General features: G+C 69.7%; 26 protein-coding genes and 1 pseudogene. 20 read left to right on the top strand and 7 right to left on the bottom strand.

Translation table 11 applies throughout. The annotated features are described in order from the left end of the window. Positions 1-159: 159 nt before the first annotated feature. Positions 160-1938 carry a tetratricopeptide repeat protein gene (locus F1C10_RS10280; RefSeq protein ID WP_185205942.1) on the bottom strand — a complete coding sequence of 593 codons (1779 nt, stop codon included), beginning with the start codon at positions 1936-1938 and terminating at the stop codon, positions 160-162. A gap of 2 nt (positions 1939-1940) precedes the next feature. After that, the gene (locus F1C10_RS10275; RefSeq protein WP_258042839.1) at positions 1941-2672 is read right to left on the bottom strand and encodes a 2OG-Fe(II) oxygenase family protein; all 732 of its coding nucleotides are present in this window, start codon (positions 2670-2672) and stop codon (positions 1941-1943) included. Between the two features lie 61 nt (positions 2673-2733). On the opposite strand from F1C10_RS10275, the gene F1C10_RS10270 reads away from it, so the two are divergent. Continuing rightward, positions 2734-3453, top strand: coding sequence for a 2OG-Fe(II) oxygenase family protein (locus F1C10_RS10270; protein WP_185205938.1), 720 nt, complete (start codon positions 2734-2736; stop codon positions 3451-3453). A gap of 31 nt (positions 3454-3484) precedes the next feature. Here the strand turns inward: F1C10_RS10270 and clpB are convergent, their stop codons facing one another. After that, positions 3485-6064 carry an ATP-dependent chaperone ClpB gene (gene clpB / locus F1C10_RS10265; RefSeq protein WP_185205936.1) on the bottom strand — a complete coding sequence of 860 codons (2580 nt, stop codon included), beginning with the start codon at positions 6062-6064 and terminating at the stop codon, positions 3485-3487. Positions 6065-6220: 156 nt separating this feature from the next. On the opposite strand from clpB, the gene F1C10_RS10260 reads away from it, so the two are divergent. From F1C10_RS10260 to F1C10_RS10245, 4 genes are all read left to right on the top strand, one after another. Beyond that, positions 6221-7255 carry an alcohol dehydrogenase family protein gene (locus tag F1C10_RS10260; protein WP_185205934.1) on the top strand — a complete coding sequence of 345 codons (1035 nt, stop codon included), beginning with the start codon at positions 6221-6223 and terminating at the stop codon, positions 7253-7255. A 30-nt stretch (positions 7256-7285) separates the two neighbouring features. Next, the gene (locus F1C10_RS10255; protein WP_185205932.1) at positions 7286-8083 is read left to right on the top strand and encodes an energy transducer TonB; all 798 of its coding nucleotides are present in this window, start codon (positions 7286-7288) and stop codon (positions 8081-8083) included. Between the two features lie 69 nt (positions 8084-8152). Next, positions 8153-8926, top strand: coding sequence for a class II aldolase/adducin family protein (locus tag F1C10_RS10250; protein WP_185205930.1), 774 nt, complete (start codon positions 8153-8155; stop codon positions 8924-8926). 60 nt (positions 8927-8986) lie between these two features. Continuing rightward, on the top strand, positions 8987-9562 hold the full coding sequence (locus tag F1C10_RS10245) for a septal ring lytic transglycosylase RlpA family protein (RefSeq protein WP_185210183.1): 576 nt from the start codon (positions 8987-8989) through the stop codon (positions 9560-9562). Between the two features lie 2 nt (positions 9563-9564). On the opposite strand, the gene F1C10_RS10240 is transcribed toward F1C10_RS10245, so the two are convergent. After that, the gene (locus F1C10_RS10240) at positions 9565-10566 is read right to left on the bottom strand and encodes a sensor histidine kinase (protein ID WP_185205928.1); all 1002 of its coding nucleotides are present in this window, start codon (positions 10564-10566) and stop codon (positions 9565-9567) included. Between the two features lie 130 nt (positions 10567-10696). Then, a complete protein-coding gene (locus tag F1C10_RS10235; protein ID WP_185205926.1) occupies positions 10697-11539 on the bottom strand; it encodes an enoyl-CoA hydratase-related protein in 843 nt (280 codons plus the stop codon). Between the two features lie 138 nt (positions 11540-11677). Here F1C10_RS10235 and F1C10_RS10230 point away from each other — a divergent pair, with 138 nt between their 5' ends. Next, on the top strand, positions 11678-12349 hold the full coding sequence (locus F1C10_RS10230; RefSeq protein WP_185205925.1) for a glutathione S-transferase family protein: 672 nt from the start codon (positions 11678-11680) through the stop codon (positions 12347-12349). 3 nt (positions 12350-12352) lie between these two features. Further along, complete coding sequence (locus tag F1C10_RS10225; RefSeq protein ID WP_185205923.1) at positions 12353-12724, top strand: tRNA-binding protein; 372 nt, start codon at positions 12353-12355, stop codon at positions 12722-12724. 58 nt (positions 12725-12782) lie between these two features. Here F1C10_RS10225 and F1C10_RS10220 read toward each other — a convergent pair whose 3' ends face one another. Beyond that, entirely contained in the window at positions 12783-13334 is a 552-nt protein-coding gene (locus tag F1C10_RS10220) for a hypothetical protein (RefSeq protein ID WP_185205921.1), read from the bottom strand. Between the two features lie 255 nt (positions 13335-13589). Next, positions 13590-14822 (bottom strand): acyl-CoA dehydrogenase family protein, encoded by a 1233-nt coding sequence (locus F1C10_RS10215; RefSeq protein ID WP_185205919.1) that lies wholly within the window; start codon positions 14820-14822, stop codon positions 13590-13592. A gap of 91 nt (positions 14823-14913) precedes the next feature. Between F1C10_RS10215 and lpdA the strand changes: the two genes are divergently transcribed. The 13 genes and pseudogenes from lpdA to F1C10_RS10150 all read left to right on the top strand — a co-directional run bounded on the left by lpdA (position 14914) and on the right by F1C10_RS10150 (position 25450). Further along, positions 14914-16308 carry a dihydrolipoyl dehydrogenase gene (lpdA, locus tag F1C10_RS10210; RefSeq protein ID WP_185205917.1) on the top strand — a complete coding sequence of 465 codons (1395 nt, stop codon included), beginning with the start codon at positions 14914-14916 and terminating at the stop codon, positions 16306-16308. Between the two features lie 291 nt (positions 16309-16599). After that, the gene (locus tag F1C10_RS10205) at positions 16600-17103 is read left to right on the top strand and encodes a hypothetical protein (RefSeq protein WP_185205915.1); all 504 of its coding nucleotides are present in this window, start codon (positions 16600-16602) and stop codon (positions 17101-17103) included. Beyond that, positions 17100-17429 (top strand): hypothetical protein, encoded by a 330-nt coding sequence (locus tag F1C10_RS16915; protein ID WP_374939348.1) that lies wholly within the window; start codon positions 17100-17102, stop codon positions 17427-17429. The genes F1C10_RS10205 and F1C10_RS16915 overlap by 4 nt, the downstream gene beginning before the upstream one ends. Before the next feature lie 16 nt (positions 17430-17445). After that, complete coding sequence (locus F1C10_RS10195; RefSeq protein WP_185205913.1) at positions 17446-17823, top strand: DUF3168 domain-containing protein; 378 nt, start codon at positions 17446-17448, stop codon at positions 17821-17823. Between the two features lie 2 nt (positions 17824-17825). After that, a complete protein-coding gene (locus tag F1C10_RS10190) occupies positions 17826-18233 on the top strand; it encodes a phage major tail protein, TP901-1 family (RefSeq protein WP_185205912.1) in 408 nt (135 codons plus the stop codon). Next, a complete protein-coding gene (locus tag F1C10_RS10185) occupies positions 18230-18556 on the top strand; it encodes a gene transfer agent family protein (protein WP_185205910.1) in 327 nt (108 codons plus the stop codon). The genes F1C10_RS10190 and F1C10_RS10185 overlap by 4 nt, the downstream gene beginning before the upstream one ends. Continuing rightward, positions 18553-18780 carry a phage tail assembly chaperone gene (locus tag F1C10_RS10180; RefSeq protein WP_185205908.1) on the top strand — a complete coding sequence of 76 codons (228 nt, stop codon included), beginning with the start codon at positions 18553-18555 and terminating at the stop codon, positions 18778-18780. Before F1C10_RS10185 ends, F1C10_RS10180 begins: the two co-directional genes overlap by 4 nt. Beyond that, complete coding sequence (locus F1C10_RS10175; RefSeq protein ID WP_185205906.1) at positions 18770-19351, top strand: tail tape measure protein; 582 nt, start codon at positions 18770-18772, stop codon at positions 19349-19351. Before F1C10_RS10180 ends, F1C10_RS10175 begins: the two co-directional genes overlap by 11 nt. Beyond that, positions 19351-21617: pseudogene (locus tag F1C10_RS10170) on the top strand (TIGR02217 family protein). The gene F1C10_RS10175 and the pseudogene F1C10_RS10170 overlap by 1 nt, the downstream one beginning before the upstream one ends. 52 nt (positions 21618-21669) lie before the next feature. Beyond that, positions 21670-22413, top strand: coding sequence for a DUF2163 domain-containing protein (locus tag F1C10_RS10165; RefSeq protein WP_258042837.1), 744 nt, complete (start codon positions 21670-21672; stop codon positions 22411-22413). Continuing rightward, complete coding sequence (locus F1C10_RS10160) at positions 22410-22817, top strand: peptidoglycan endopeptidase (protein WP_185205905.1); 408 nt, start codon at positions 22410-22412, stop codon at positions 22815-22817. The genes F1C10_RS10165 and F1C10_RS10160 overlap by 4 nt, the downstream gene beginning before the upstream one ends. Before the next feature lie 4 nt (positions 22818-22821). Continuing rightward, positions 22822-24957 (top strand): phage tail protein, encoded by a 2136-nt coding sequence (locus tag F1C10_RS10155; protein ID WP_185205903.1) that lies wholly within the window; start codon positions 22822-22824, stop codon positions 24955-24957. Further along, positions 24950-25450 carry a DUF2793 domain-containing protein gene (locus F1C10_RS10150; RefSeq protein WP_185205901.1) on the top strand — a complete coding sequence of 167 codons (501 nt, stop codon included), beginning with the start codon at positions 24950-24952 and terminating at the stop codon, positions 25448-25450. The genes F1C10_RS10155 and F1C10_RS10150 overlap by 8 nt, the downstream gene beginning before the upstream one ends. Positions 25451-25457 lie beyond the last annotated feature (7 nt).

The raw sequence follows: 25457 nt of genomic DNA, 5'->3' as shown, positions 1-25457 counted from the left end.
GGTAACCAAGGGGGGCAGCGGAGCGATCCGCTGCCCCTTTTCGTCTGCCAAAGCGGCGTGCGACGATGCGGCCAAAGGCTCGCGCGACCGGTCGCCGGCGAGTGGTCGCGCCGTGAACGAAAGATGGGGTATCGCCGCCGCGGCGGCGGCGGCGCGGCGTTACGTGCCGACGGTGACGTCAAAGGCGACGGTCAGCCGCTCGCCGGCGGCGAACGGGCGGGTGCCGTGAAAGAAGTAGCTGGGGAACAGGGCTAGCCGGCCCGGCTGCGGCTTGACCACCGCCAGTGGCGGAAGATCGAGCCCAAGCTCCGCGGGCGGCGCGCCGAGTTCCAGCCAGCCATCGTGCGTCGCGGAGTTCGCAACGCCGTCGGGCAGGGCGATGTAGCATGCGGAGCTCAGCACGCCGTGCGGGTGAATGTGACTGACGTGGAAGCCGCTGTCGGCGAGCCGCACCGACCAGCTGCCCGCAAGTGCGACGGCGTTATCGCGATGACGCAGTAGCGGATGTGTCGGATCGGCGGGCGGCAGCGCATCCATATGTGCCGTCACCGCCGCGTGCAGTAGATCGCGCAAATGGCGCAGCGGCGGCTCCTGGCGGGCCAGCAGACGCCCGCGCGTCTGCGTGCCGCCACGTAGCGACTGGCCGATCGGATGCGCGCGCGTCCGGTGCAGCGCGCGGAGCAATACGGCAAGATCGTCGAGCTCTGCGGATGACAGTGGCAGATCGGCGGTGCCCCACAATCCCGCTTGGCCGCACAGCCATCCGGTGCGCGGATGATCGAGCAAGCGCCAGGCGAGCGACAAATGCGCCCAGGCGGTGACGTTGTCGGGCTGCACCGCGGTAACGGTCTCCAGCAGTTGCGCAGCTTCCGCGGGTCGCCCGGCGCGCAGGGCATGGCGACCGCGAGCGATGCGGACCTCGTCATCGGCGGTGAGGCCGGCGAAAAGCCGATCGGCGGTGGAGACATCGCCTGCCTCGCTGGTGCACATGGCGCGGATCAAGCCGGCGTGGGGCGTTTGCATCACCGATGGCGGTGCGGCGGCGATTGCGGCGGCCGCCTCGGTGAAGCGCTGAGCGCGCATCAGCGTGTGCCAGTAAGACAGGTGAAGCGGCAGATGGTCCGGCAGCTGATGCAGCGCCGCCTGATAGGCGGTGACAATTGCCGCGGGCCGGCCCGCTTCGGACTGCATACGGGCGAGCTGCTCATGCCCCTCGATCCATGCCGGGCGTTGCGCCAGCGCGCCCGCCAGCAGATCGATCGCCTCTTCGTCGCCATCCGCCTCCAGCGCCTGGGCGAGGCCGAGCTGGAGTTCCAGATTGTCCGGATTGCCGGCAAGACCGCGGCGATAGCGGTCGGCGGCGTCGGGTTCGCCGCGTTCGAGGGCCACCCGCGCGCGGCCGACAAGGGCGGTGGCGCGAGCGGGCTCCTGCGCAAGGACGGCGTCGAAAGTGGCAGCGGCCTCGTCCAGCCGGTTGAGGTCGCGCAGGAGCGATGCGCGAATCGTCAGGACGCGCGGGCTTGCCTGGAGATTGGCAGGAAGCCGATCCAGCGCCGCGAGCGCCGCTGCGGGGCGGGCGATACGCTGAAGGATCAGCGCCTTGTTGATATGGGCGTCGGCAAAATCGGGGCGTGCGGCGATGGATGCGTCGAGCTGCGCCAAGGCGCCCTCGGCATCGCCCATGTCGTCGAGCAGGTTCGCATAATTGCTGCGCGCTTGGACGTTGCCGGGCGCCAGCCGCAGGGTCGCCTCGAAGGCGGTGCGGGCGCGGTCGTTATTGCCCATGCGCCGATGGACCAGCGCAGTGAGGTGCAGCACGGGCGCGTGGGCCCCGAAACCGCGGGTGATGCGGTCGAGCGCGTCGAGTGCCGCGGGGTGATTGCCGGCGGCAAACTGCGCCTCTGCGGTGCGGAACAGCGCGTTGGGATCGCTCGCCACGATTACCGGTCGCGCAGCCAGCCCGTGATCGCGAAGCGCTGCGGCGGGGCGAAGGGTGGCACGAAGCTGACCGCATGCGGGGTCGGCACGGCGAAGAAGCTGAGCGTGTTGAAGCGCGGGCGGTAGCCGGCGATCACGTCACCCTCCTCGTCGAAGAAATGAAGATACCCGCCCCAATCGGGGCGCCATTCCACCGCACACAGGCTGAGCACATAGGCGATGCGCCAGCCTTCGCCGACGTGGCTGTCGTTGTGCAGCGCCAGGAACTGGCCGGGGCCGAACAACGTGGCCTGCGCATCCGCTTTGCACAGCTCGCGGATGCCGGTGACGTCGCGCATCAGATCGAGAAAGGGCCGGTCGTTGATATGTTCCAGCAGGATGTCGTGCGGCCCGTCCGGGTTCCACTTGGCGAGATAGGCGTCGAGGATCGGGTAGCGCGCGTAGGAGAAGGCGTAATCCTGCCCCTGCATGGCAGAGAAGATACCATGGCTGATCTCCTGCCGCTCGGCCGGGGGGAGCGCGGCCAGTTCGCGCGCGGTAAGCGCCTTCGGCCCGTCCTCGCCCGAGCGCCAACCGTGGCCCCATGGTGTCTGCCGCGCGATCACCTCGTGCAGCGCGCGGGCGGCGGCGGGGGTCAGCACGTCGCGGATTTGCGCGCGGCCGTCGGCGGCGAAGCGGCGAGCGATTGCCGCACGATCGATCGCGGGATTGAGTTCGAACAGGGAGATCGTCACAGAGGCCTTCCTCGCCGGGCGGCGGCTGGTTCGCGGCGATCCGGCGTGGCAAAGGATGGCCATGTCGACGCTTCCGCCTCTTTCCCTCAACCCCGCCCTCGATGCAACCGAGCTGGCGCGCCGCTTCGCCGTGAACGGGCGCGTGCAGATCGCCGATTTCCTGGCGGCGGGCGTCGCCGAGGCGTGGCATGCGATGCTGCGCGGGCGGCAGGACTGGTTGCAGATGATCAATTCGGGCGACAAGCTGTTCGAGCTGTCGCGCCCGGTCCGCGCGGAAATGGACGCGGCGCAGCGCGAGGCGCTGGAGCAGGCCGTCTATGCCGGCGCGCGCGACGGATTCCAGTTCCGTTACGAGGCCATACGGGTGCCGGACGAGCAGGCGGCGCGCGCGGCGAGCGACGATCCGCTGGCGACGCTGGCGACGTTCCTATCCACCGGCCCGGCGCGCGACCTGCTGCGCACGGTGACGGGGGCGGCGATCGACTTCGCCGACGCGCAGGCCACCGCCTTTGCGCCGGGCGATTTCCTCACCGGGCACGACGATGCGGTGGCGGGCAAGCGGCGCCATGCCGCTTACGTACTGGGCTTCACGCCGAAATGGCGCGCGGAATGGGGCGGGCTGCTGCTGTTCCACGACGATGCACGGGTGAGCGACGGCTATGTGCCCGCGCTCAACACGCTGAACCTGTTCCGCGTGCCGCAGCCGCACAGCGTGAGCGAAGTCACGCGTGCGGCTGCGTATCGGCGCTATTCCGTCACCGGCTGGCTGCGGTCACGCTGAGCGTTTAGGGTCAGCGTCGCCGCGGCGGCGTTCACGCCACCGCGAGCGCGAGCTTGCCGTCGCCCTCGTCGACCGCGATCGTGCTGCCGTCCTTCACCTCGCCGCGCAGGATGAGATCGGCGAGCGGATCCTGCAGGTAGCGCTGCACCGCGCGCTTGAGCGGGCGGGCGCCGTACACCGGATCGTAGCCGACACGGCCGAGCCACGCACGCGCGGCGTCGGTGAGGTCGAGCGTCACCTTGCGATCGGCGAGCAGCTTGCCGACGCGCGCCACCTGGATGTCGACGATCGGCCCCATGTGCGCCTGGCCGAGACGGTGGAAGAGGATGATCTCGTCCAGCCGGTTGAGGAATTCCGGGCGGAAGTGTGCGCGGACGATCTCCATCACCTGCGGCTCGACCGTCTCGACATCCTCGCCCTCGCCGAGATTGGCGAGATACTGGCTGCCGAGATTGCTGGTCAGGATGATCAGCGTGTTCGAGAAGTCGACTGTGCGGCCCTGGCCGTCGGTGAGACGGCCGTCGTCGAGCACCTGGAGGAGGACGTTGAACACGTCGCCATGCGCCTTCTCCACCTCGTCGAACAGCACGACCTGATAGGGCCGGCGCCGCACCGCCTCGGTCAGCACGCCGCCTTCCTCATAGCCGACATAGCCGGGCGGGGCGCCGATCAGCCGCGCGACCGCGTGCTTCTCCATGAACTCGCTCATGTCGATGCGCACCATCGCGTTGGGATCGTCGAACAGGAATTCGGCGAGCGCCTTGGTCAGCTCGGTCTTACCGACACCCGTCGGGCCGAGGAACAGGAACGAGCCCAGCGGGCGGTTCGGATCCTGTAGCCCGGCACGCGCGCGGCGGACGGCGGTGGAGACGGCGCGCACGGCATCGGCCTGGCCGATCACGCGCTTGCCGATCACTTCCTCCATCTTGAGGAGCTTGTCGCGCTCGCCCTCCATCATCCGCTCGACCGGGATGCCGGTCCAGCGGGCGACGACGCCGGCGATATCTTCCGCGGTAACTTCCTCGCGCAGCATGGCGTTCGCCGCGGCGCCTTCCGCCTCGGCGAGCTGCTTCTCGAGCGCGGGGATGCGGCCGTAGGAAAGTTCGCCCGCCTTGGCGAGATCGCCCTGGCGCTGCGCCTGCTCCAGCTCCAGCCGCGCGGCGTCGAGCTGTTCCTTGAGCTTCGCCTCGCCCGCCAGCTTGTCCTTCTCGGACTGCCAGCGCTGCGTCAGCTCGGCGGACTGCTGCTCGAGATTGGCGAGTTCCTCCTCGATCTTGTCGAGCCGGTCCTGTGAGGCTTCGTCGGTTTCGCGGCGCAGCCCCTCGCGCTCGATCTTGAGGCGAAGGATGCGGCGGTCGAGCGTCTCGATCTCCTCGGGCTTCGATTCCACCTCCATGCGGATGCGGCTCGCGGCCTCGTCCATCAGGTCGATCGCCTTGTCGGGCAGGAAGCGATCGGTGATGTAGCGGTTCGACAGCGTCGCGGCGGAAACCAGCGCGCCATCGGTGATGCGCACGCCGTGGTGAAGCTCGTACTTCTCCTTCAGCCCGCGCAGGATCGAGATCGTATCCTCGACCGTCGGCTCGCCGACGAAGACGGGCTGGAAGCGCCGCTGGAGCGCGGGATCCTTCTCGACGTACTTGCGATATTCGTCGAGCGTGGTCGCGCCGACGCAGTGCAGCTCGCCGCGGGCGAGCGCCGGCTTCAAGAGGTTGCCCGCGTCCATCGCGCCTTCGGATTTGCCGGCGCCGATCAGCTGGTGCATCTCGTCGATGAAGAGGATGATGTCGCCTTCGGCGGCCTTCACCTCGTCGATCACGCCCTTCAGCCGCTCCTCGAACTCGCCGCGATATTTCGCGCCCGCGATCAGCGCGCCCATGTCGAGCGCCATCAGCGTCTTGTTCTTGAGCGTGTCGGGCACGTCGCCATTGGCGATGCGCAGCGCCAGGCCCTCGGCGATCGCGGTCTTGCCGACGCCGGGTTCGCCGATCAGAACGGGATTGTTCTTGGTGCGGCGCGCGAGCACCTGGATCGTGCGGCGGATTTCCTCGTCGCGGCCGATCACCGGGTCGAGCTTGCCGGCGCGCGCCGCTTCGGTGAGGTCGCGGGCAAACTTCTTCAGCGCGTCGTAGCGATCCTCGGCCGTCGCGGTATCGGCGGTGCGGCCGCCGCGCAGGTCGTTGATCGCGCTGTTGAGCGCGTCGGCGCGCACGCCAGCCGCCTGAAGCGCCTTGCCCGCAGGGGTGTTGAGCGACAGCGCGAGCGCGACCAGCAGGCGTTCGACGGTGACGTAGCTGTCGCCGGCCTTCTGCGCGATTTGCTCCGCCTGGTCGAGCACGCGGACGGCGTCGTTGTTGAGCCCGGGCGTCGACTGCGCGCCCGAGCCGCTGACGGCGGGGACGCGGGCGAGGGCGGCGTCGGTCTCGGTCACCGCGCGGCGGGCGTCGCCACCGGCGGCTTGGATGAGGCCCGTGGCCATGCCCTGCTCGTCCTCCAGCAGCGCCTTCAACAGATGCTCGGGCGCGATCTGCTGGTGGCTCATGCGGATCGCGACGGTTTGCGCCGATTGGAGGAAGCCCTTGGCGCGGTCGGTGAATTTCTCGAGGTTCATGGGTGTCCCTGTTTCCTTCGAGCATCAGGTGGTGTTGCGGATATACAACACAAGAGGATGGTCGAAGGAAAGATGGCGATGCCCCTCGACGCCGTCCAGACCTTGACGCATGCCGCGCGTTCGGCTCCGCTAAGCCAAAGCACTTAGGAGCGGATCATGAAGGCACTGCGCTATTTCGGGGAGCGCGACATCCAGTACGGATCGACCGACGACGCCGCGCTGACCGACGACCGCGACGTCCTCGTTCGCGTCAAGCATTGTGCGATCTGCGGCAGCGACCTGCACATCTATCACGGCCACGGCTTCTCGCAGGACACCGGCTTCTGCGTCGGGCACGAGGCGGTCGGTGAGGTGATCGAAACGGGGCGGGCGGTGCGCACGCTGCGTTCGGGCGACCGGGTGATGATCTCGGCCGCAGTCGGGTGCGGCGCGTGCCCGGGATGCCTCGCCGGGCGGGTGCACGAATGCGAGAACAACGGCGCCGGCTGCTACGGCCTCTCCGCCGCGCTGCAGGGCAGCCAGGCAGAGGCGGTGCGGGTGCCGGCGGGCGACGTCAACGCGCGGCGCATCCCCGACGGGATCAGCGACGAGCAGGCGCTGATGCTGACCGACGCGCTGCCGACGAGCTGGATGGCGGTGCGCAACGCCGACATCAAGCCCGGCGCCACCGTGGCGGTGATCGGGCTCGGGCCGATCGGGTTGATGGCGGTGGAAGGCTGTTTCGCGATGGGGGCGGGGCGCGTCTACGCGATCGATCTGGTGCCCGAGCGGCGCGCGATCGCCGCGGGGCTGGGCGCGATCGGCGTCGATCCGTCGGCAGCGGTCGACACGATCCGCGAGGAGACCGGCGGGCGGCTGTGCAGCAGCGTCGTCGAGGCGGTGGGCGCCGATGCGACGATCGATCTCGCGCTGCGGCTGGTGGGGAAATGGGGCACCGTCTCGTGCCTCGGCGTCAATCAGACGCGGCGCTTCCCCTTCCCGATGGAGCGCGCGTTCGCGAGCGGCCTGACGTTCCGCACCGGCACCTGTTCGGTACCGCATTGGTGGCCCGAACTGGTGCCGATGGTGCAGCAAGGGCGGCTGCGACCGGAACGCTACATCTCGCACCGCCTGCCGCTGTCGCAGGGCGCAGAGGCCTATGCCGTGCTCGATCGGCGCGAGGCGCTGAAGGTGGTGATGACGCCGGATTGAACGTGCCGGGGACAAAAGGGGGAGGGGACGATGACGATCAATTTGGCGTTGGCGCTCGCCGTGGCAGTGCAGGCGGGCGGCGCGGCACCCGCGGCAGCGGTGCGTGCGCCGACCGGGCCGTGGAACGTGCTGTCCGAGCCGACGATGTGCACGCTGTCGCGCGATTATGACGGGGTGAGTTTCGCGATGTCGTCGATGCCCGTCGCAGGTGACGTCGAGATGGCGTTCGTCGGCAGTGACGTGACGCGCGAGCGGTTCGGCGACACGAACGTCTATTTCGGCGGGGCGCAGGTAAGCGCGGCAGCGCGCTATCGCGGCAACACGATGAAGGGCAATCGCAGCGCGGTGCTGTGGTTCCGCGTCAGCGACTCGACGCTTGCGGCGGCCGAGAAGGCCGATGCGCTGTGGGTCGATGGCGGCGGAGCGTCGGTGCCGCGCCTGCGCGTTACCTGGCTCGACCGCGCGTTGCGCGCGCTGCGTGACTGCGAGACATCGATCGCGGCGGGGCTGGGCATCGATCCGGCGGCAATGGCGAAGGTCGCGACGCCGGCGAAGGAGCTGATGAAGCCCGACTTCGTCCCGCCGCGCGACTATCCGCGGGATGCGCTCGACGCGAGCGCGACGGGCGAGGCGCGCGTGTTGTGGACCATCGGCGCCGATGGGACGGTGAGCGACTGCCGCGTGGTACGCAGCGCCGGCTTCCCCGCACTCGATCGTGCGACCTGCGCCGGCGTCGCGCAGCACGCGCGCTATGAGCCGGCGAAGGATGCCGACGGGCGACCGGTGCGATCGTGGCGCACCGCGCGGATCAAATGGGCGCTGCGGTAAGACCCTCGATTGCCCCGCGGTCGTCGAGGCCGTATTGTCGGCCGCAAATCGCTATCAGGAGAGCACGCCATGGCCACGCTGGCATCGGTCGACGACACCGCCCAATATGCCCCCGGCGAGTGGGAGGCACGGGTCGATCTCGCCGCCGCCTATCGCCTGGTTGCGCTGTACGGCTGGGACGATCTGATCTTCACGCACCTGTCGGCGCGCGTGCCGGGGGCCGAGCATCACTTCCTGATCAACCCGTACGACATGATGTTCGAAGAGATCACCGCGTCGAGCCTCGTCAAGATCGACGTCGAGGGTAACCCGGTGGGGCACAGCGACCATCCGGTGAACCCGGCGGGCTTCACCATCCACTCGGCGATCCACATGGCGCGCGAGGATGCCGCCGCGGTGATGCACCTCCACACGCCGCACGGCCAGGCGGTGAGCGCGATGGAGTTCGGGCTGCTGCCGCACACGCAGACGGCGATGATCGCCAAGCACAACGTCGCCTATCACGATTACGAGGGCGTCGCGACCGACCTCGACGAGCGCGAGCGGCTGGTGGCGGACATCGGCGACAAGCATGCGATGATCCTGCGCAACCACGGCACGCTCGCGGTGGGCAGCAGCGTCGGCGATTGCTTCCTGCGGCTCTACTATCTCGAGCGGGCGTGCGAGGCGCAGGTGCTGATGCTGTCCGCCGGACGCGAGAACCTCAACAACCCGCCGCAAGGCGTGGAGGAGAAGGTCGCCGGACAGACGCCGGCCGAGGGCATGAGCAAGCTCGCCGCGAAGCTCGCCTGGCCCGCGCTGCTGCGCAAGCTCGACCGGATCGATCCGAGCTACCGCAACTAGGCGGCGATCGTGGCAGTGCAGCGCGGCGCGGCGGGCCGTGGACGGCGCATCGGCCGTTCGATGGGTCTGCTCGCCGGCTCGGCCGCGGTGCTGACGCTGGGCGCTTGCGGTACGCGCGACTATCGCCCGGTGAGCGACTGGCCGGTCAAGATCGGCAAGCCGTACAGCGTGCGCGGGACGACCTACGTGCCTGCGGACGACGCATCGTTCGACGTTCTCGGCTATGCGAGCTGGTACGGCAGTGAGAGCGGCAACCGGGTCGCGCTGGGCGAGCGGTTTCGCGCCAAGTGGCTGACCGCGGCGCACACCACGCTGCCGCTGCCGAGCTACGTCGAGGTGACGTCGCTGGAGAGTGGGCGGACGATCCTGGTGCGCGTCAACGATCGTGGGCCGTTCGCGCGCGGCCGGATCCTCGACCTGTCGCGCGGCGCCGCCGATGCGCTGGGCATGCGCGCACAGGGGACAGCGCCGGTGCGGGTGCGGCGCGTCGATCCGCCCGAGGCCGATCGCGCGCGGCTGCGACAGGGCAAGCCGGCGGCGCGCCGGCTCAATGCAAGCGACACGGTACTCGCCAACTTGCGTGCACAATTGGCAGCAGGCATTGCGGCGGGGACCGTGGCACGGCCGCCGCGCTAGCCTCAGCCGTGCGGCAGGCGGAGGCAGGCGACGGTCGTCTCGCCGCCGGTTAGGTCGTATCGGCCGCCGGCCTGGCGCGCGAGCATCGTCGCGATCGACAGGCCGAGGCTGTCGGTATCGTCGAGCGAGAAATCTGCGGGAAGGCGACCGCCGTTGTCGGCGATGGCGATCGTCAGTTCGCCGTCCGCCTGCGTCACCTCGATCGCGATCTGCGGCGCGCGATGATCGGCCAGCCCGTGCTCGATCGCGTTGGCGATCGATTCGGCAACGATCAGCGCGACGGGCAGCAGCTGCTCGGTCGACAGGCGGACGTTCGCCGGGCAGGTGACGGTGCGGACGACATCGGTGCGTCCGTTGGCCTCCGCCACGTCGTCGAGCAGCGCGGTGAGGAAGGCGGCGAGCCCCTTGCCCGTCTCGTCGGCGTCGTAGAGGCGACGGCTGATCCGGCCGACCAGCGCGACGCGCTGCGAGGCTTCGGATAGGGCGGCGGCGGCCTGCGGATCGGCAAGGCGCCGGCGCTGGAGCGCGAGCAGCCCCGCGACCGCCTGCAGATTGTTCGAGATGCGATGCTGCAATTCGTCGAACAGCAGCGCGCGCGTATCGGCGAGCGCGGCGCTACGCGCACGCTCTAGCGCGAGATGGCCGTTGGCGCGCTGCATCCAATGGATGATCGCGATGTCGGTCGCGACGACGAAGGTGTAAAAGGTCATCGCGGTCAGCGAGCCGTGGCTGATGTCGAACGCCTGGGCCGGCGGGATGAAGAAATACCAGGCGGCGAGCCCGCTGAGCACCGCTGCGACGGTGCCATAGCGCGCGCCGAACACTACAGACACCAGGATGACGGCAGGGAAGAAGCTGACGAAGGGGAAGCCCGACGGCAGCGCGCCGTCGAACAGATAGCGCAGCCACAGCGCCGCCCCGACCGCCGCGAGCGTCGCCGCCGCCGCGACCGACGGCCGGACGACGAGCGGAAGCCGCTCGATCAGAAGCAGGGACGCCTTCATGCGGAGATCACTGGAGCGGATTTCGCTGCCGGACGCTAGAGGCGCGGCGTTGCTTCCATATCACACTGACGCAGGGATGCGACTCGGCGTCTAGGACCGCTGCCGACTGCAGCGGGCGACGCCCGATGCATCATCCCCACCATGGATAGCCCGGCGGCATGTCCGATGCGATCCGGCCCGGGAAGGCGGGCGTGCGCTTCTCAAGGAAGGCGGCGACCCCTTCGCGGACGTCAGGGCCCGCGCCGAGCGCCATGGCGAAGCCGCCGTCGACCCTGAGTGCTGCGGCGGGCGATGCCTCACCGGCGAAGCGCCACAGCATCTGGCGGGTGAGCGCGACCGAGACGGGGGCGGTGTTCTCGGCGATCTCGCGCGCGATCGCCTGCGCACGGGCGAGCAGCGCATCGGGCGCGACGACTTCGCTGACGAGCCCGCCGCGCAGGGCCTCGGCCGCATCGAACACGCTGCCCGACAGGCACCAGCGCAGCGCTTGCGGGAGGCCGACGACCTGCGGCAGGAACCAGGCGCTGCCTGCCTCTGGCACCAGCCCGCGGCGCGCGAAGACGAAGCCGAAGCGCGCGGTGTCGGCGGCGATGCGAATGTCGCACGGCAGCGTCAGCGTCGCGCCGACGCCGACCGCGGCGCCGTTGATCGCGGCGATCGTCGGCTTGATGCTGTCGAACAGAGCGCCGACGAAGCCGCCGCCTTCCTCGCGCGGGCGATTGGCGGCAGCGAAGTTCGGCCCGCTGCCGCCGAAGCTGTCGGCGCCGCCCGAAATGTCAGCGCCGGCGCAAAAGCCGCGACCCTCGCCAGTGAGGACGATCGCGCGGACCGCATCGTCGGCGCCGGCGGCACGGATCGCGGCGGCGAGTTCGATCCCCATCACCGCGGTATAGGCGTTGAGCTTCTCGGGCCGCGCCAGGGTGATGGTGGCGACGGGGCCGTCGGTTTCGTAGCGGATCTGTTCGTAGGTCATCGGCTCTCCTGCGGCGGATCGCTGCGTCCGCCTGTTCGATCAGCGACATAGCGCGATTCCGGGCGTGAGCGCCACGGCGAGCCCGGCAGTCGCCAAAGCGGCTTTCGCGATGGCGCGCGCGCGCCTAACGATGACGCCATGTGGCAGCTCTATCACTTCCCGCTATGCCCGTTCACCCGCAAGGTGCGCATCCTGCTGGGCGAGAAGGACATCGGCTACGAGCTGATCCGCGAGGTGCCCTGGGCGCGGCGCGACGAGTTCGTCGACCTCAATCCGGCGGGGCAGACGCCGGTGATGGTCGATGCCGAGCGCGGCACGACGCTGATCGATTCGATGGCGATCTGCGAGTATTTCGAGGAGACGGTCGACCGTAACGCGATGATCAACGGATCGGCGGCGAATCGTGCCGAGATCCGCCGGCTCGTCACCTGGTTCGACACGCAATTCTACCGCGATGTGAGCGGCCCGCTGCTCGAGGAGCGGATGGTGAAGCGGCTGATCCACCGCCAGTCGCCCAACGCCGCGCGGCTGCGCGAGGCGATGAAATCGGCGATCGGCCACCTCGATTACATCGATTTCCTGCTCGACCATCGCAAATGGATGGCCGGGGCGACGATCAGCCTCGCCGATCTCGCCGCGGCGGCGCACATCTCGGTGGCGGACTATCTCGGCGGGATCGACTGGACCGGGCACGGCCATGCCAAGGCGTGGTATTCGGCGTTCAAGAGCCGGCGCAGCTTCCGCCCGCTGCTCGGCGAGCGGATGAGCGGGATCGAGCCGCCGGCCTATTACGAGAACCCGGATTTCTGAGCGATGCACGTCAACCATGAGGCCGGTGCGGCGGCGGCCGAGACGATCGGCTTCGACGATTTCCTGAAGATCGACATCCGCGTCGGCACGATCGTGTCGGCCGAGCCCTTTCCCGAGGCGCGCAAGCCGGCGCTCAAGCTGCTGATCGATTTCGGCCCGGTGATCGGGCGCAAGAAGTCCTCGGCGCAGATCACCGAGAATCATGCGGGCGAGGATCTCGTCGGGCAGCAGGTGATGGCGGTGGTGAACTTTCCGCCGCGGCAGATCGGCCCGGTGATGAGCGAGGTGCTGACGCTCGGCTTTCCCGACGCGGCGGGAAAGGTGCTGCTGGCGGCGCCGATGAAGGGCGTGCCGGATGGGGGGCGGTTGTTCTAGCGGAGGGTTCGGCCGGGATCGGCAGGTCAGACGCCATTCGTCGCGAAGCAGATCGCGTTCAGATGATGATCACCACGAGGCGGTTCACGATAAGCGCTAGCAAACCCGCGATCTGCCACGCGCGCTGACGCCATGGAATAAGGGCCGCGAGGATAATCAAGGGTGCGGGCTGCGCGAGAATGTCACTCACGGCATCCTTGGCGAGAAACGATGGATTGGTGACCAGGTTGAAAGCAAGGCTGACCGCCGGCGGAACCATCAGCACGCCGAGAAGGATGCGGCGATCCGCCAGATAGTGGGTATCTCCATCGACGACTGCATCATCGGCCGCGGGAAACATGACCTGTGCGACGAAGGTGTACGGCAAGGCCATCGCAAGGCATGTGAACAACGTCGCCGGCGTCATGGTAAGAGCGTCGCGCGCGGCATAGAAATTCTGCCACTGGCGCGTTGCGGCCAATAAAACGTACGCGCCAAGTAATGGGGCGAGCCATCCGATCGGTCGCAAGTGCCGCCGTCGCCACTGTTCGCCGAAACCAGATACTACGGCCGCGATCGCCAAGCCGAGCAGCAATCCATAGAAAGCGAACAGCGCTTCGAAGGCGGTCATTCGTCCCTCTTGTTGGGTTGGGGTAGCACGCGTTGCATACGCCGCCCGATGCCTATCCGAGATCTATTCTTTGTTCCTGATCGGTCGTCAGCCGATATTCGGATCGTCAAAGTGACAGACGTAGTCGAGCTTGAGATCGGGCGGGCATCAGCCGCGCCCGCCCTAGCGTAGGCCAAACCTGCGTTCCCGGGGGGCGAAATACTTGGCCGCCGCCCAAGGGTCGGCACTGTGGCGTAAGCGAGCCTTGCGTATGGCTTACAGCCCCAGCACCTGTTTCGCGATGATGTTGCGCTGGATCTCGTTCGAGCCGGCGTAGATCGGGCCGGCGCGCTCGTTCATGTAGCGCAGGGGGGCGAGCGCGTGCCAGGTTTCGCCCGAGACGTAGCCGTCGGCGGGCGGCGTGTGGCGCGGGACGGGGCCGCCGGGCATGGTGGCGTGCGGCTGATAGACGAGGCCGCGGTCGCCGGCGGCCTCCATCGACAATTCAGTGAGCGTGCCGGCGAGTTCGGTGCCCATGATCTTCATCATCGACGACAGTGCGCCGACGCTGCCGTCGCCGTCAGCGGCGGAGAGCAGGCGAAGCTCCATGATCTCGAGCACGTCGGCGCGGATGCGCGCGCGGGCGAGCTTGGCGGCGAAGACGGGATCGTCGAGCAGCGGCTCGCCATCGCTGCCGATCGTCTCGGCGGCATGACGCGCGATGGCGTCGGCGCGTGCCTTCAGTGCCGGGGCATAGGCGTTACCGCCGCGTTCGAATTCGAGGAGATATTTGGCGACGCTCCAGCCGCGGTCGATCTCGCCCATCACGTTCGCCTTGGGCACGCGCACGTCGGTGAAGAAGACGGCGTTCTGGATCTGCTCGCCCGACGACATGGTGAAGGGGCGGACCTCGACGCCGGGCGTCGTCATGTCGATGAGAAGGAAGGTGATGCCCTGCTGCGGGCGGCCTTCCTTCGAGGTTCGCACCAGCGCGAAGATCCAGTTCGCCTCGTTGGCGTGGGTGGTCCACACCTTCTGGCCGTTGACGATGAGGTCGTCGCCGTCCTCGACCGCGCTGGTTTGCAGGCTCGCGAGGTCGCTGCCCGAGCCGGGCTCGGAATAGCCTTGGCAGAAGAAGATTTCGCCCGAGAGGATGAGCGGGAGGAAGAAGCGCTGCTGTTCGACCGTGCCGTATTTCATGATGACGTACGCCACCATCGAAATGCCCATCGGGGAGAGGCCGGGGGCGCCGGCGGCGATGCGCTCGCGGTTCCAGATGTAATGCTGCGCGACGGTCCAGTCGGTGCCGCCGTGCTCGGGCGCCCAGTGCGGCGCGGCCCAGCCCTTGGCGACGAGGATTTCCTGCCATTTCATGCTGGCGTGGTGATCGGCGTAGACGCTGGTCGAGAGCTGGCCCGCACGCTTCAGATCGGGCGTGAGGCTGGTGGCGAGGAAATCGCGGACCTCGGTTTCGAACGCTTGCTCCTCGGGGCTCCAGTTCAGGTCCATCGCCGCTCTCCTCATGCCTCGCGGGGTTGCACCCCCGTCATGAGGGTCTATGTCGCAGCCGGTTCCCTATATCCAGAGGCGAGTGTACCCGATGGCTGACGAATTCGACTATGACGTTCTCGTGATCGGTGCCGGTCCGGGCGGCTATGTCGCGGCGATCCGGGCGGCGCAGCTGGGGCTGAAGACGGCGTGCGCGGAGAGCCGCGAGACGCTGGGCGGCACGTGCCTCAACGTCGGCTGCATCCCGTCGAAGGCGATGCTGCACGCGAGCGAATATTTCGACGCGGCGGCGAACGGCGCGATGGCGAAGATGGGGATCAAGGTTACCCCGGAGCTCGATCTCGACGCGATGCACGGCCAGCGCCGCGAGGCGGTGAAGGGGCTGACCGGGGGAATCGAATATCTGTTCAAGAAGAACAAGGTGACGTGGCTGAAGGGGAAGGCCGCGTTCGAGAGCGCGAATACCGTGACGGTCGGCGGCGAAACGGTGCGTGCCAAGAACATCGTCATCGCGACGGGCTCGAGCGTGACGCCGCTGCCCGGCGTGACGATCGACCAGCAGGTGGTGGTCGATTCGACCGGCGCGCTCGAGCTCGCCAAGGTGCCCGAGCATATGGTGGTGATCGGCGGCGGCGTGATCGGGCTCGAGCTCGGCTCGGTGTGGCGGCGGCTGGGCGCCAAGGTGACGTGCGTCGAGTTCCTCGATCAGATCCTGCCGGGCTTCGACGGTGATATCCGCAAGGAAGCCAACAAGATTTTCAAGAAGCAGGGGATCGAGTTCAAGCTGTCGACCAAGGTGACCAATGTCGCGGTGAACGGCGACAAGGCGACGCTGACGGTCGAGCCGGCGACGGGCGGCGAAGCGGCGACGATCGAGGCGGACTGCGTGCTGGTGTCGATCGGGCGGCGGCCCAATATCGACGGGCTGGGGCTGGATAAGATCGGTCTTGCGCCGAACAACCGCGGGCAGATCGAGACCGACCACGATTTCCGTACGTCGGTTGCCGGCGTGTGGGCGATCGGTGACGTCATCCCCGGCCCGATGCTGGCGCACAAGGCCGAGGACGAGGGCATCGCGGTGGCGGAGAACATCGCCGGGCAGCACGGCATCGTGAACCACGATATCATCCCGTCGGTCGTCTACACCTGGCCGGAGATCGCGGGCGTCGGGCTGACCGAGGAGGCGGCGAAGGAGAAGGGCGAGGTCAAGGTCGGCAAGTTCCCGATGCTGGGCAACAGCCGCGCCAAGACCAATCACGAGCCCGACGGCTTCGTGAAGATCATCGCCGACGCGAAGACCGACCGCGTCGTCGGCGTGTGGGCGATCGCGGTGCCGGCGGGGACGATGATCGCGCAGGCGGCGCAGGCGATGGAGTTCGGCGCGACGAGCGAGGATATCGCCTATACCTGCCACGCGCACCCGACGCATTCGGAAGCGATCAAGGAAGCGGCGATGGCGGTGCGGGGCAAGCCGATCCACGTCTGACCGCGCGCATGTTTGATGCGACGGCGAGCCGGCTCGCCCTGCCTTCGGTTACGGAGGCCGGGGGGCCGGCTTCGTCGTTTGGCGAGCTCCGGAACGTATCGCCGTTACTTTCAAAAGCGTGCGGCGGGGACGCAGCACAAAGCGCTTGACAGCGCGACGCTGTTTGAGTACAAAACAGGAACATAGAGAAATCGTAGCTGCGGTGGCGGGCTGGTGAGCGCGGGGGTGACCCTGCTGCTCCCGGCCCGCTTTGCGTTGGGGCGGCCGCGATCGATGGCAGGGGGGGGCGCGATGCGGAAGGCGGCGGCGGGGGCCGAGGTGGGCGTGTTCGCGCGTACGGGCACGCGGCAGGCGAAGTTCGCGGCGATCCTGGCAGAGACGTGCAACGTATCCGCGGCGGCACGGGCGGCGGGGGTCGCGGCATCGACCTGCTACCGCTGGCGCGCGCAGGATGCCGGCTTCGCCGCGTCGTGGGATGCGGCGTTGGGGATCGGCTACGATCGGCTGGAGGCGGCGCTGCTCGACTATGCGCTGGAGCGGATCGGCCATGGCGCGGGCGATCCCGCCGCGATCAGCCCCGACGAGGTGAAGGGCAGCATTGCCTTCGCGGTGGCGCAGCGCTGCGTCAGTCATGCCGATCTGCAATTCGCGGTGGGCATGCTGACGCGGCATCGCGCGGCGGGCGAGGGGCGCAAGGCGGGGGCGAAGGGCAAGGGGGTGGTGACACGCGCCGAGGCCGATGCGGCGCTGCGCCGGGCGCTCGACGGGCTGGCGCGGCGGGTAAAGCCGGCGTGACGCCGTTGCAGGAGCTCGCGTCGCTGCCGCACGGCCGGCGCGACGCGATCATCGAGGCGCTGCCTGCCGGGACGGCGGCCGAGCTGCTGACGCGATGGGACGAATATGCGCATCGCGGCCAGCATTGGAGCGACGCGGCGTGGCGCATCTGGTTGATCCGCGCGGGGCGCGGCTTCGGCAAGACGCGCGCGGGATCGGAATGGGTCAACCACGTTGCGCGGACGGTGCCGGGCGCGCGGATCGCGCTGGTCGGCGCCACCGCCGACGAGGCCAGCCGCCCGCGGCGGTGGCGGCGCTGTGGCGGCCCTATCGGCGGATGCGGCTGACGATGGAGGCGCGCCAATGAGCGCGGCGCTGCAGGCGGCGATCGTCGCGGCGGTTCAGCCGATCGTGACGACGTTCGACGCGCCGCCGGTGCGCGCCGCTGTGCCGCATGCGGTGGTCGAGGAACCGGTGCTCGGCCGATGGGGCGGGGCGGGGATCGACGGTCGCGAGGGGCGGGTGCGGATCGTGCTGCACGATGCGGGCGAGCGGCCGGTGCGGCTGCGCGCGCTGGCCGATGCCGCGGTGGCGGGGGTGAGCGCGCTCGACGGGCCGATCGCCGATGGCTGGCGGATCGTTGCGCTGCGCTTCGTCGGCGGACGCACGGTGAAGAGCGGCGGCGGCGAGCGCTGGACCGCGACGCGCGAGTTTGCGGTGAAAATTTACAGAGAGGAATAGGCATGGCGGTGGAGAAGGGATCGGCGTTCCTGCTCAAGATCGGCGACGGCGCAAGCCCGCCGGCGTTCGCGACGGTGGCGGGGATGCGCACGACGCAGCTCAGCATCAACGGCGAGGCGGTGGTCGTCACCCACAAGGGATCGGGCGGGTGGCGCGACCTGTTGTCGGGCGCCGGCGTGCGCAGCGTCAGCGTATCGGCGGCGGGCGTTTTCACCGGATCGGTCGCCGAGACGCGGGTGAAGAGCAACGCGCTGGCCGGCACGATCGACGATTACCGACTGACGTTCGAGGGCGGCGAGATGCTGACGGGGCGCTTCCTGGTGACGCGGCTCGACTATGCCGGCGATTTCAACGGCGAACGCAACTACACGGTAAGCCTGGAGAGTTCCGGCGCGGTGGTGGCGGCATGAGCGCGCCGAGCGAGGCGATCGCCAACGCCGTGCGGGGCGAGGCGTCGATCCGCGTCGCAGGCGAGACGCTGGTGCTGCGGCCGAGCTTCGCCGCGCTGGTGGCGGCCGAGCGCGAGCTCGGGCCGCTGTTCGCGCTGGTCGAGCGCGTGGCGGAGGGACGGCTGGCGCTGAGCGAGCTGGTGGCGCTGTTCTGGCACTGCCTGCGCGAGCGGCCGGCGGCGCTGACGCGCGAGATGCTGGGCGAGGCGGTGACGACCGGCGGGCTGACGGCGGGGATGCCCGCGCTGCGGATGCTGCTGGGGCAGATATTGGCGGGGCGATGAGCATCGCGAGCACGGCGCCCGCGACCTTCGCGGCGCGCGCCGGGCGACTGGCGGGGGCGGCAGGCGCAGTGTTCGGCTGGTCGCCCGACACCTTCTGGCAGGCGACGCCGGCGGAGTTCGCCGCGGTGGTGACAGCGATCACCGGCTCAGGAAGCGACGATCACGTGCCGCCCGATGCGGCGACGATCGCGCGGCTGAAGGAGGCATATCCCGATGGAGGATGAGGTGAACGCGATGCTGGTGCGCGTGCGCGCCGATACGACGGGCTTCGCGCGCGAGGTGGGCGCGATGCGCGCGGCGCTCGAAGGCCCGCTGGAGGCGGGGGCGGACCGCGCCGGCCGTGCGATCGAGACGGCGCTGGCGCGCGCGGTGCGCACCGGCAAGCTGGGGTTCGACGATCTCAAGGGCGTAGCGCTCGCTGCGATGAACGAGATCGCCGCCAGCGCGCTGCGGTCGGGGATCGACAGCTTTCTGGGCGGCGCGCGCACCGGTGCGTCGGCGGGTGGGGGCGGATTGCTCGGCGCGCTGATCGGCATGCTGGGATCGCCGGGGCGGGCGACGGGCGGGCCGGTATCGCCGGGGCGGCCGTTCTGGGTCGGCGAGCGCGGCCCCGAGTTGTTCGTGCCGACGGCAAGCGGGACGGTCGTGCCTACCACGGCGGGCGGAAGCGGCGGGCGCGACGTGCGCGTGAGCATCACCGTCAACGCGGCGAGCGACGCCGCGCCGGCCGCGCTCGCGCGATCGAGCCGGCAGGTGGCGCGCGCGGTGAAGGCCGCGCTGGCGGGGATCGAGTGATGGGCCACTGCCTCGTTGCCGAGCGCCAGCCGCATCACCAGGCGGACGTCATCCAGCGGTTCGACCCGCGGTTCTGGACGGTCAACTTCCCGCGGCCGATGATGGCGGCAGTCACGACGACGGCGCCCGACGCGCTGCGGGTCGACTGCGTCTTCTATCGCCGCGACGATCTCGCTGGCCTGATCTGGGAGGCGGAGGATCGCCACGATCATCCACTGCTCGCCTACGCGACGGCGCGCGATTTCCGCCGCTGCCGCCTGTCGTTCCGCTGGCGATCGGCGGGGGTGCGCGCGCTCGACGCGATCCACGGCCCGGTGCTGACGATAGAGGGGCGTGACGCGAGCGGCGCGGCCCGCGCGTGGTACGTGCGGTTGTGGAACTACGCCGCGGGATCGCCCGAGGACGCGGTCGTCACGATCGACTTTGCGGACGTGACCGGCGGGTTCCTGCTGCCGGGCGAGGCCGATCCGGTGTGGGCGGGCGATGTCGACCGGATGTTCGTCTCGCTCGTCGCGACCGGCTACGACGAGAGCGACGCGCCGCTCGACGCGCCGGCGGAGGGCTGGGCGGAGATGAGCGTGATCCGCTGCGAGGGATCGGGCGCGGTGATCGCGATCGGCGACGCGATGCTGCCCGAGCACGGGCTGAAGATCGCCGGCGGTTATGACGATAGCTATCACCTGACGCCGGCGCGCCTGATGCGCAATGTGCTCCACCTCGGCTATCGCGGGGCGATCGCCCACTATGTCGGGATGAGCCACTATTTTCGGCTCGGTACCGACCTGCTGGTGACGGTGGGGGCCGATCCGCTCAACGTTGCCTGCGCGGCGTGGCATCGCAGCTTCGCGGCCGAGGCGCGGAGTGTCGGCTACGAGATCGTCTGGTCACTGTCGTACGAGCTGTTCGACGCGCACTGCCCCGAAGACTGGAAGCAGCGCGATGCCGATGGCGCGCCGGCGCTGACCGGCTGGGTGCCGCCGTCGACGCTGCTGTCGCCCGCCAACGGTGTGGCAATGGCGTATCTCCAGGACGTGGCGCGCGCGTTCGTGGGCATCGGCGCGGCGGCGGGGCTCGCGCCGAGGTTCCAGGTCGGCGAGCCGTGGTGGTGGGTGAAAGCGGATGGGCGGCCGTGGTGTACGATGCGGCGGCGCGCGCCGCCTTCGCGCCGGTGGCGTTGCCGAGCGTGCACGGTTCGCTGACCGCGGCGCAGCGCGCCACGCTGGACGCCGCGGGCGCGATGTTAGCGGCGTCGACGGCGGCGCTGTGTGCGGCGGTGCGCATTGACCATCCGGCGTGCGAGACGTTGCTGCTCGCGTATTTGCCGACAATCCTCGATGCGCGGGCGCCCGAGGCGAAACGGATGAACATGCCGCTCGGCTGGGCGAGCCCGGCGTTCGATATCCTCCAGCTCGAGGATTACGACTGGGTGACGGCAGGCGACACGGCGTCGACCGTGACCGGGGTGGCGCTGGCGCAGGCGCGGCTCGGCTATCCGCCCGAGCGGCAGGACTATTTCTCGGGCTTCGTGCTGCGGCCCGAAGAGAAAGCGCAATGGGCGCCGATCGACGCTGCGGCGATGACGGCGCGCGCGCGTGGGGTGCGGCACGTGCATGTATGGGCGCTGCCGCAGGTGATGCGCGATGGCTTCGTCCACTGGGACGCCGACGGGGAGGATGAGGTGGACGCTTTCGACGACGTGCTGTTTCCGCTCGACCTGGGTCGCGAGGCCGAGGTGGCACCTGAATTTTCGACCGCGATCGTTACGAGCGCTGGCGGACGGGAGAGCCGCAACGCGGGCTGGGCCGGCGCGCGCACGCATTACGATGCGGGGCCCGGCGTGCGCAGCGAGACCGACGTGGCGGCGCTGCTCGCTTTCTTTCGCGCGCGCATGGGGCCGGCGCGCGGGTTTCGTCTGCGCGATCCGTTCGACGCCGCGGGCGAGGACCAGGCGATCGGCGTCGGGGACGGCGTGACGCGCAGCTTCGCGCTGGTGAAACATTACGGCGCCGCGACGCGGCGGATCACGCGCCCGGTGGCGGGCAGCGTGCGCGTGTACGTCGATGGCGTCGAGGTTCAGGCCTTCACGCTCCAGCCGCTCGGCATGATCGTGTTCGATGCTGCGCCGGCAGCCGGGGCGGCGATCGCGGCGTCGTTCGCGTTCGACGTACCGGTGCGCTTCGCCGAGGATCGACTGACCGTCGCGCGCGCGACGTTCCGGGCGGGGAGCGCGGCGTCGGTTCCGCTGATCGAGGTGCGCGAGGCATGAGCGACCGGCTGAGCACGATCGCGCTGCTTGGCTGATCGCGCGGCGCGACGGGGTGACGATCGGGGTAACCGACCACGACCGCGACCTCGTCATCGCCGGGCAGACCTATCGCGCGGCGCCGGGGATGACACCGTCGGCGATCGAGCGCGGCGACGGGCTCGACGCGGTGACGATGGAGGCGCGCGGCGCGCTGACCGCGGACGGGCTGACGGCGCGCGATCTTCTTGCCGGGCGGTGGGACGGCGCGCGGGTGACCGTGTCTGCGGTCGACTGGGACGCGCAGGATGCGCTGACGTGGATCAGCAGCGGCACCATCGGCGCGGTCGAGATCGGCGAGGCGGGGTTCGGCGCCGAGTTGCTGGGCATGGCGGAGGCGCTCGATAGGCCGGTGAGCGAGGCGACGAGCGCAGGGTGCCGTGCAAGCCTTGGCGACGCGCGCTGCCGCGTGCCGATGGCGGGGCGCCGGCGCTACGCGCGCGTCGTATCGGTCGAGGGACGCACCGTGACGGTCGATCGCGACGAGCCGTCGCCCGATGCCTATGGCGGCGGATCGCTGCGCTGGCTGGGCGGTGCCGGCTGCGGATTGGAGGATGGCATCGCGCAGTCGAGCGGCCGCACGCTGGCGCTGCGCCTGCCGCCGCACGTCGCGGCCGCCGCCGGTACGCCGATCGAGTTGCGCGAGGGGTGTGACAAGACGATCGCGACGTGCGCGGCGCGTTTCGCCAATGCGGCGAACTTCCGCGGCGAGCCGTATCTGCCGGGGATCGACCTGCTGACGCGATACCCCGGCGCATGACGCCCGGCGAGCGCGCAGCGGCGGCGGCGTGCAGGGCAATCGGCGCGCGCTTCCGGTTGCACGGGCGCGATCCGGCGACCGGGCTCGACTGCGTCGGCGTCGCGCTGCTGGCGCTGCGTGCGGGGGGCCATGCCGGGCCGTCGCCCGAGGGATATCCGCTGCGGACGGGCGACGTGGCGCGGTACGCCGCGAGCTGGGACGGACTGGCAGCGGCGGACGGCGCCGTGCCGGGCGACGTGATCGTGATGCGGACGGCGGCGGGACAAGTGCATCTGGCGGTGCGCACCGCAGCGGGGTTCGTCCACGCCGACATCGCCCTGCACCGCGTGGTGGAGCGGCCGGGCTCGCCGCCGTGGCCGGTGATCGCGGCGTGGCGGCTGCGCGGGGACGGGTTGGGAGGCTGAAGCGATGGCGACTCTTGTACTGACGACCGTCGGCGGGATCGTCGGCGGACCCATCGGCGCGGCGCTGGGTGGCGCGATCGGGCAGTCTCTCGATCGAACGCTGCTGTTCAAGCCGAAGGGACGAGAGGGGCCGCGGCTGACCGAGCTCGCGGTGCAGACGTCGAGCTACGGCCGGCCGATCCCGCAGCTGTTCGGCCGGCTGCGTGTTGCGGGGCAGGTGATCTGGTCGACCGACCTCGTCGAGCATCGCACGCGGCAGGGAGGCGGGAAAGGGCGGCCGAGCACGACGACGTACAGCTATTCCGCGTCCTTCGCCGTTGCCCTAGCGTCGCGTCCGATCGCGGCGGTCGGGCGGATCTGGGCCGACGGCAACCTGCTGCGCGGCGCAGCCGGGGACTGGAAGGTGCCGGTGATCTTTCGCCTCCACCAGGGCGGAGAGGATCAGCCGGTCGATCCGCTGGTCGCGAGCGCCGAAGGGATCGGGGCGACGCCGGCGCATCGCGGCGTCGCCTATGCCGTGTTCGAGGATTTGCCGCTCGAGAGTTTCGGTAATCGCATCCCGTCGCTGACGTTCGAAGTCGTCGCCGATCCTTCCGCGCCGACGATCGGCGCGATTGCGCGGGCGATCGGCGGCGATACGATCGTAGGAACCGGACCGACGATGCCGGTGGACGGCTTTTCCGCCTACGGCGACGACGCGCGCGGCGTGGCCGAACTGCTGGCCCATGTGGCGGGCGGCTGGTTCGTGCCGCGTGCAGATGGTGTGGAAATGCGCGCGTCGGGGGCGGCGGATCACGTCATCGACGCCGAGGGCGGGCAGCGGCGGATCGTACCGATCGGGCAGGTTCCCCGAACGGTATCGGTGGCGCATTACGATCCGGCGCGCGACTGGCAGACCGGGGTACAGCATGCCGTGCGATCCGGCGCCGGGGGCGCGACGTCGAGCGTCGAGGCGCCGCTCGCGCTCGATGCCGGTGCGGCGCGGGCGGTGGCGGAGGGGATTCTGGCGCGGGCGCTGACGACGCGAACGGTGCGCGAGGTGCGTACCGATCTGTCGGCGTTGCACCTCGGGCCTGGCCGGATCGTGACGATCGCGGGTGAGAGCGGAACGTGGCGGATCGTTTCAGCAACGCTCGAGCGGCACGAGGTGGCGCTGTCGTTCGTCCCGCTCGAACCCGCACCGATCGCGATACCGGCGAGCAGCGGACGGATCGTTCGTGCGCCCGACGATCCCGCCGGCACGACGATCCTCCACGCGTTCGAGACGATCGGCGTCGGCGATGGAACGGTCACGTCGCAGCCGAGCGTGACGATCGTCGCGGGCGGCAGCGCGGCGGGGTGGCGGCGGGCGGCGATCGAGTACAGCCGCGATACGGGAGCAACGTGGATCGCGGCGGGCACCGCGTTCGGTGGGGCGGCGATGGGATCGCTGCTGACACCGCTCAGCGCGGGCTCGTCGCTTCTGGTCGATCGCGCGTCGGTGATCGACGTCGTGCTGGCGCACGATGGCATGGCGCTGCTGAATGCCGACGCGACTGCGCTCGACCAGGGCGCGAATCTCGCGCTGATCGGCGACGAGCTGCTGCAATTCGGCGCGGCCCGGCAGATCGATGCGCGGACGTGGCGCCTACACGAGCTGTGGCGCGGGCGCGGCGGCACGCGTGCCGCGGGTGCGGCGAGCGGCGCGCGCTTCGTCACGGTCGACGGCGACGGGCTGCTGCGCGTGCCGCTCGATGCGGCGCCTGAGACACAGCTGCGCGTCGCGGCGCGTGGGGTGGGCGACGTGATAGCCGTCGAGCGCGATCTGGTGATCGCCGGTGCGGCGATGCTGCCGCTGCCGCCGGTCCACCTGAGGGCGGGGCGGCACGACAATGGAACGGTGCGGCTGACATGGCGCCGTCGCAGCCGAACCGATTGGCGCTGGCGTGACGGCGTGGAGGCGGCGCTCGGCGAAGAACGCGAGGCCTATCGCATCATTATCGGCGACAGTGACGCTGCGATCGAGACGGCGGTTCCGTGGTGCGACCTGCCGAACGCCGCCTTCGTAAGCGGCGCCACGCCGGTCCACGTCAGCCAGATCGGAACGTACGGCGTGTCGGCCGCCGCGACGATCATCGTTCAGGGAGAAACACATGAGTGAAGAGCGCACCGCAAGGTTCGGCCTGCCGTTGCTCCACGCCAGCCAGGCGCAGAAGGAACTCGACCACAATGAGGCGATCACGTTGCTCGAGATCCTCGCGCAGCCGGTAGTTCGCGGGATCGGCGTGGATGTCCCACCAAGCGAGTCGGCGGCGGGCGACAGCTGGGTAACGGGTATGGATCCCGTCGGCGAATGGTCCGGCCATCCAGACGCCCTGGCCGTTTGGACGGCGGGCGGCTGGCGCTTCATGGCGGCATGCGACGGCATGACGGTGCGACAGCTGGACGGGATGACAGCCACTCGCGTCGCCGGTGTCTGGCAGATCGGACGGATCTGCGCAGAGGCGTTCTTCGTCGGAAATCATCAGGTTGTCGGTCCACGGGGGTCGGCGATTGTCGATCCGTCCGGTGGTGGAACGGTGGATCGCGAGGCGCGGGCGGCAGTTCTCGCGATCCTTTCCGCGCTGCGCAGTCACGGGCTGGTCGCCCCGTGATACTGTG

This window comes from Sphingomonas sp. NBWT7 (genome assembly GCF_014217605.1).
Lineage (GTDB): Bacteria > Pseudomonadota > Alphaproteobacteria > Sphingomonadales > Sphingomonadaceae > Sphingomonas.
Note: the sequence above shows the minus strand (reverse complement) of the source record. Positions and strands in the feature narration are given on the sequence as shown.

What these genes read in the sequence shown, in the direction of transcription:
- F1C10_RS10230 (WP_185205925.1), top strand. Translation starts at nt 11,678, where the DNA reads ATGTGGCAGCTCTATCACTTCCCGCTATGCCCGTTCACCCGCAAGGTG.
- F1C10_RS10260 (WP_185205934.1), top strand. Translation starts at nt 6,221, where the DNA reads ATGAAGGCACTGCGCTATTTCGGGGAGCGCGACATCCAGTACGGATCG.
- F1C10_RS10195 (WP_185205913.1), top strand. Translation starts at nt 17,446, where the DNA reads ATGAGCGCGGCGCTGCAGGCGGCGATCGTCGCGGCGGTTCAGCCGATC.
- F1C10_RS10235 (WP_185205926.1), bottom strand. Translation starts at nt 11,539, where the DNA reads ATGACCTACGAACAGATCCGCTACGAAACCGACGGCCCCGTCGCCACC.
- F1C10_RS10175 (WP_185205906.1), top strand. Translation starts at nt 18,770, where the DNA reads ATGGAGGATGAGGTGAACGCGATGCTGGTGCGCGTGCGCGCCGATACG.
- F1C10_RS10155 (WP_185205903.1), top strand. Translation starts at nt 22,822, where the DNA reads ATGGCGACTCTTGTACTGACGACCGTCGGCGGGATCGTCGGCGGACCC.
- F1C10_RS10270 (WP_185205938.1), top strand. Translation starts at nt 2,734, where the DNA reads ATGTCGACGCTTCCGCCTCTTTCCCTCAACCCCGCCCTCGATGCAACC.
- F1C10_RS10250 (WP_185205930.1), top strand. Translation starts at nt 8,153, where the DNA reads ATGGCCACGCTGGCATCGGTCGACGACACCGCCCAATATGCCCCCGGC.
- F1C10_RS10190 (WP_185205912.1), top strand. Translation starts at nt 17,826, where the DNA reads ATGGCGGTGGAGAAGGGATCGGCGTTCCTGCTCAAGATCGGCGACGGC.
- F1C10_RS10220 (WP_185205921.1), bottom strand. Translation starts at nt 13,334, where the DNA reads ATGACCGCCTTCGAAGCGCTGTTCGCTTTCTATGGATTGCTGCTCGGC.
- F1C10_RS10215 (WP_185205919.1), bottom strand. Translation starts at nt 14,822, where the DNA reads ATGGACCTGAACTGGAGCCCCGAGGAGCAAGCGTTCGAAACCGAGGTC.
- F1C10_RS10185 (WP_185205910.1), top strand. Translation starts at nt 18,230, where the DNA reads ATGAGCGCGCCGAGCGAGGCGATCGCCAACGCCGTGCGGGGCGAGGCG.
- F1C10_RS10180 (WP_185205908.1), top strand. Translation starts at nt 18,553, where the DNA reads ATGAGCATCGCGAGCACGGCGCCCGCGACCTTCGCGGCGCGCGCCGGG.
- F1C10_RS10255 (WP_185205932.1), top strand. Translation starts at nt 7,286, where the DNA reads ATGACGATCAATTTGGCGTTGGCGCTCGCCGTGGCAGTGCAGGCGGGC.
- F1C10_RS10225 (WP_185205923.1), top strand. Translation starts at nt 12,353, where the DNA reads ATGCACGTCAACCATGAGGCCGGTGCGGCGGCGGCCGAGACGATCGGC.
- F1C10_RS10150 (WP_185205901.1), top strand. Translation starts at nt 24,950, where the DNA reads ATGAGTGAAGAGCGCACCGCAAGGTTCGGCCTGCCGTTGCTCCACGCC.
- F1C10_RS10245 (WP_185210183.1), top strand. Translation starts at nt 8,987, where the DNA reads ATGGGTCTGCTCGCCGGCTCGGCCGCGGTGCTGACGCTGGGCGCTTGC.
- F1C10_RS10205 (WP_185205915.1), top strand. Translation starts at nt 16,600, where the DNA reads ATGCGGAAGGCGGCGGCGGGGGCCGAGGTGGGCGTGTTCGCGCGTACG.
- clpB (WP_185205936.1), bottom strand. Translation starts at nt 6,064, where the DNA reads ATGAACCTCGAGAAATTCACCGACCGCGCCAAGGGCTTCCTCCAATCG.
- F1C10_RS10160 (WP_185205905.1), top strand. Translation starts at nt 22,410, where the DNA reads ATGACGCCCGGCGAGCGCGCAGCGGCGGCGGCGTGCAGGGCAATCGGC.
- lpdA (WP_185205917.1), top strand. Translation starts at nt 14,914, where the DNA reads ATGGCTGACGAATTCGACTATGACGTTCTCGTGATCGGTGCCGGTCCG.
- F1C10_RS10240 (WP_185205928.1), bottom strand. Translation starts at nt 10,566, where the DNA reads ATGAAGGCGTCCCTGCTTCTGATCGAGCGGCTTCCGCTCGTCGTCCGG.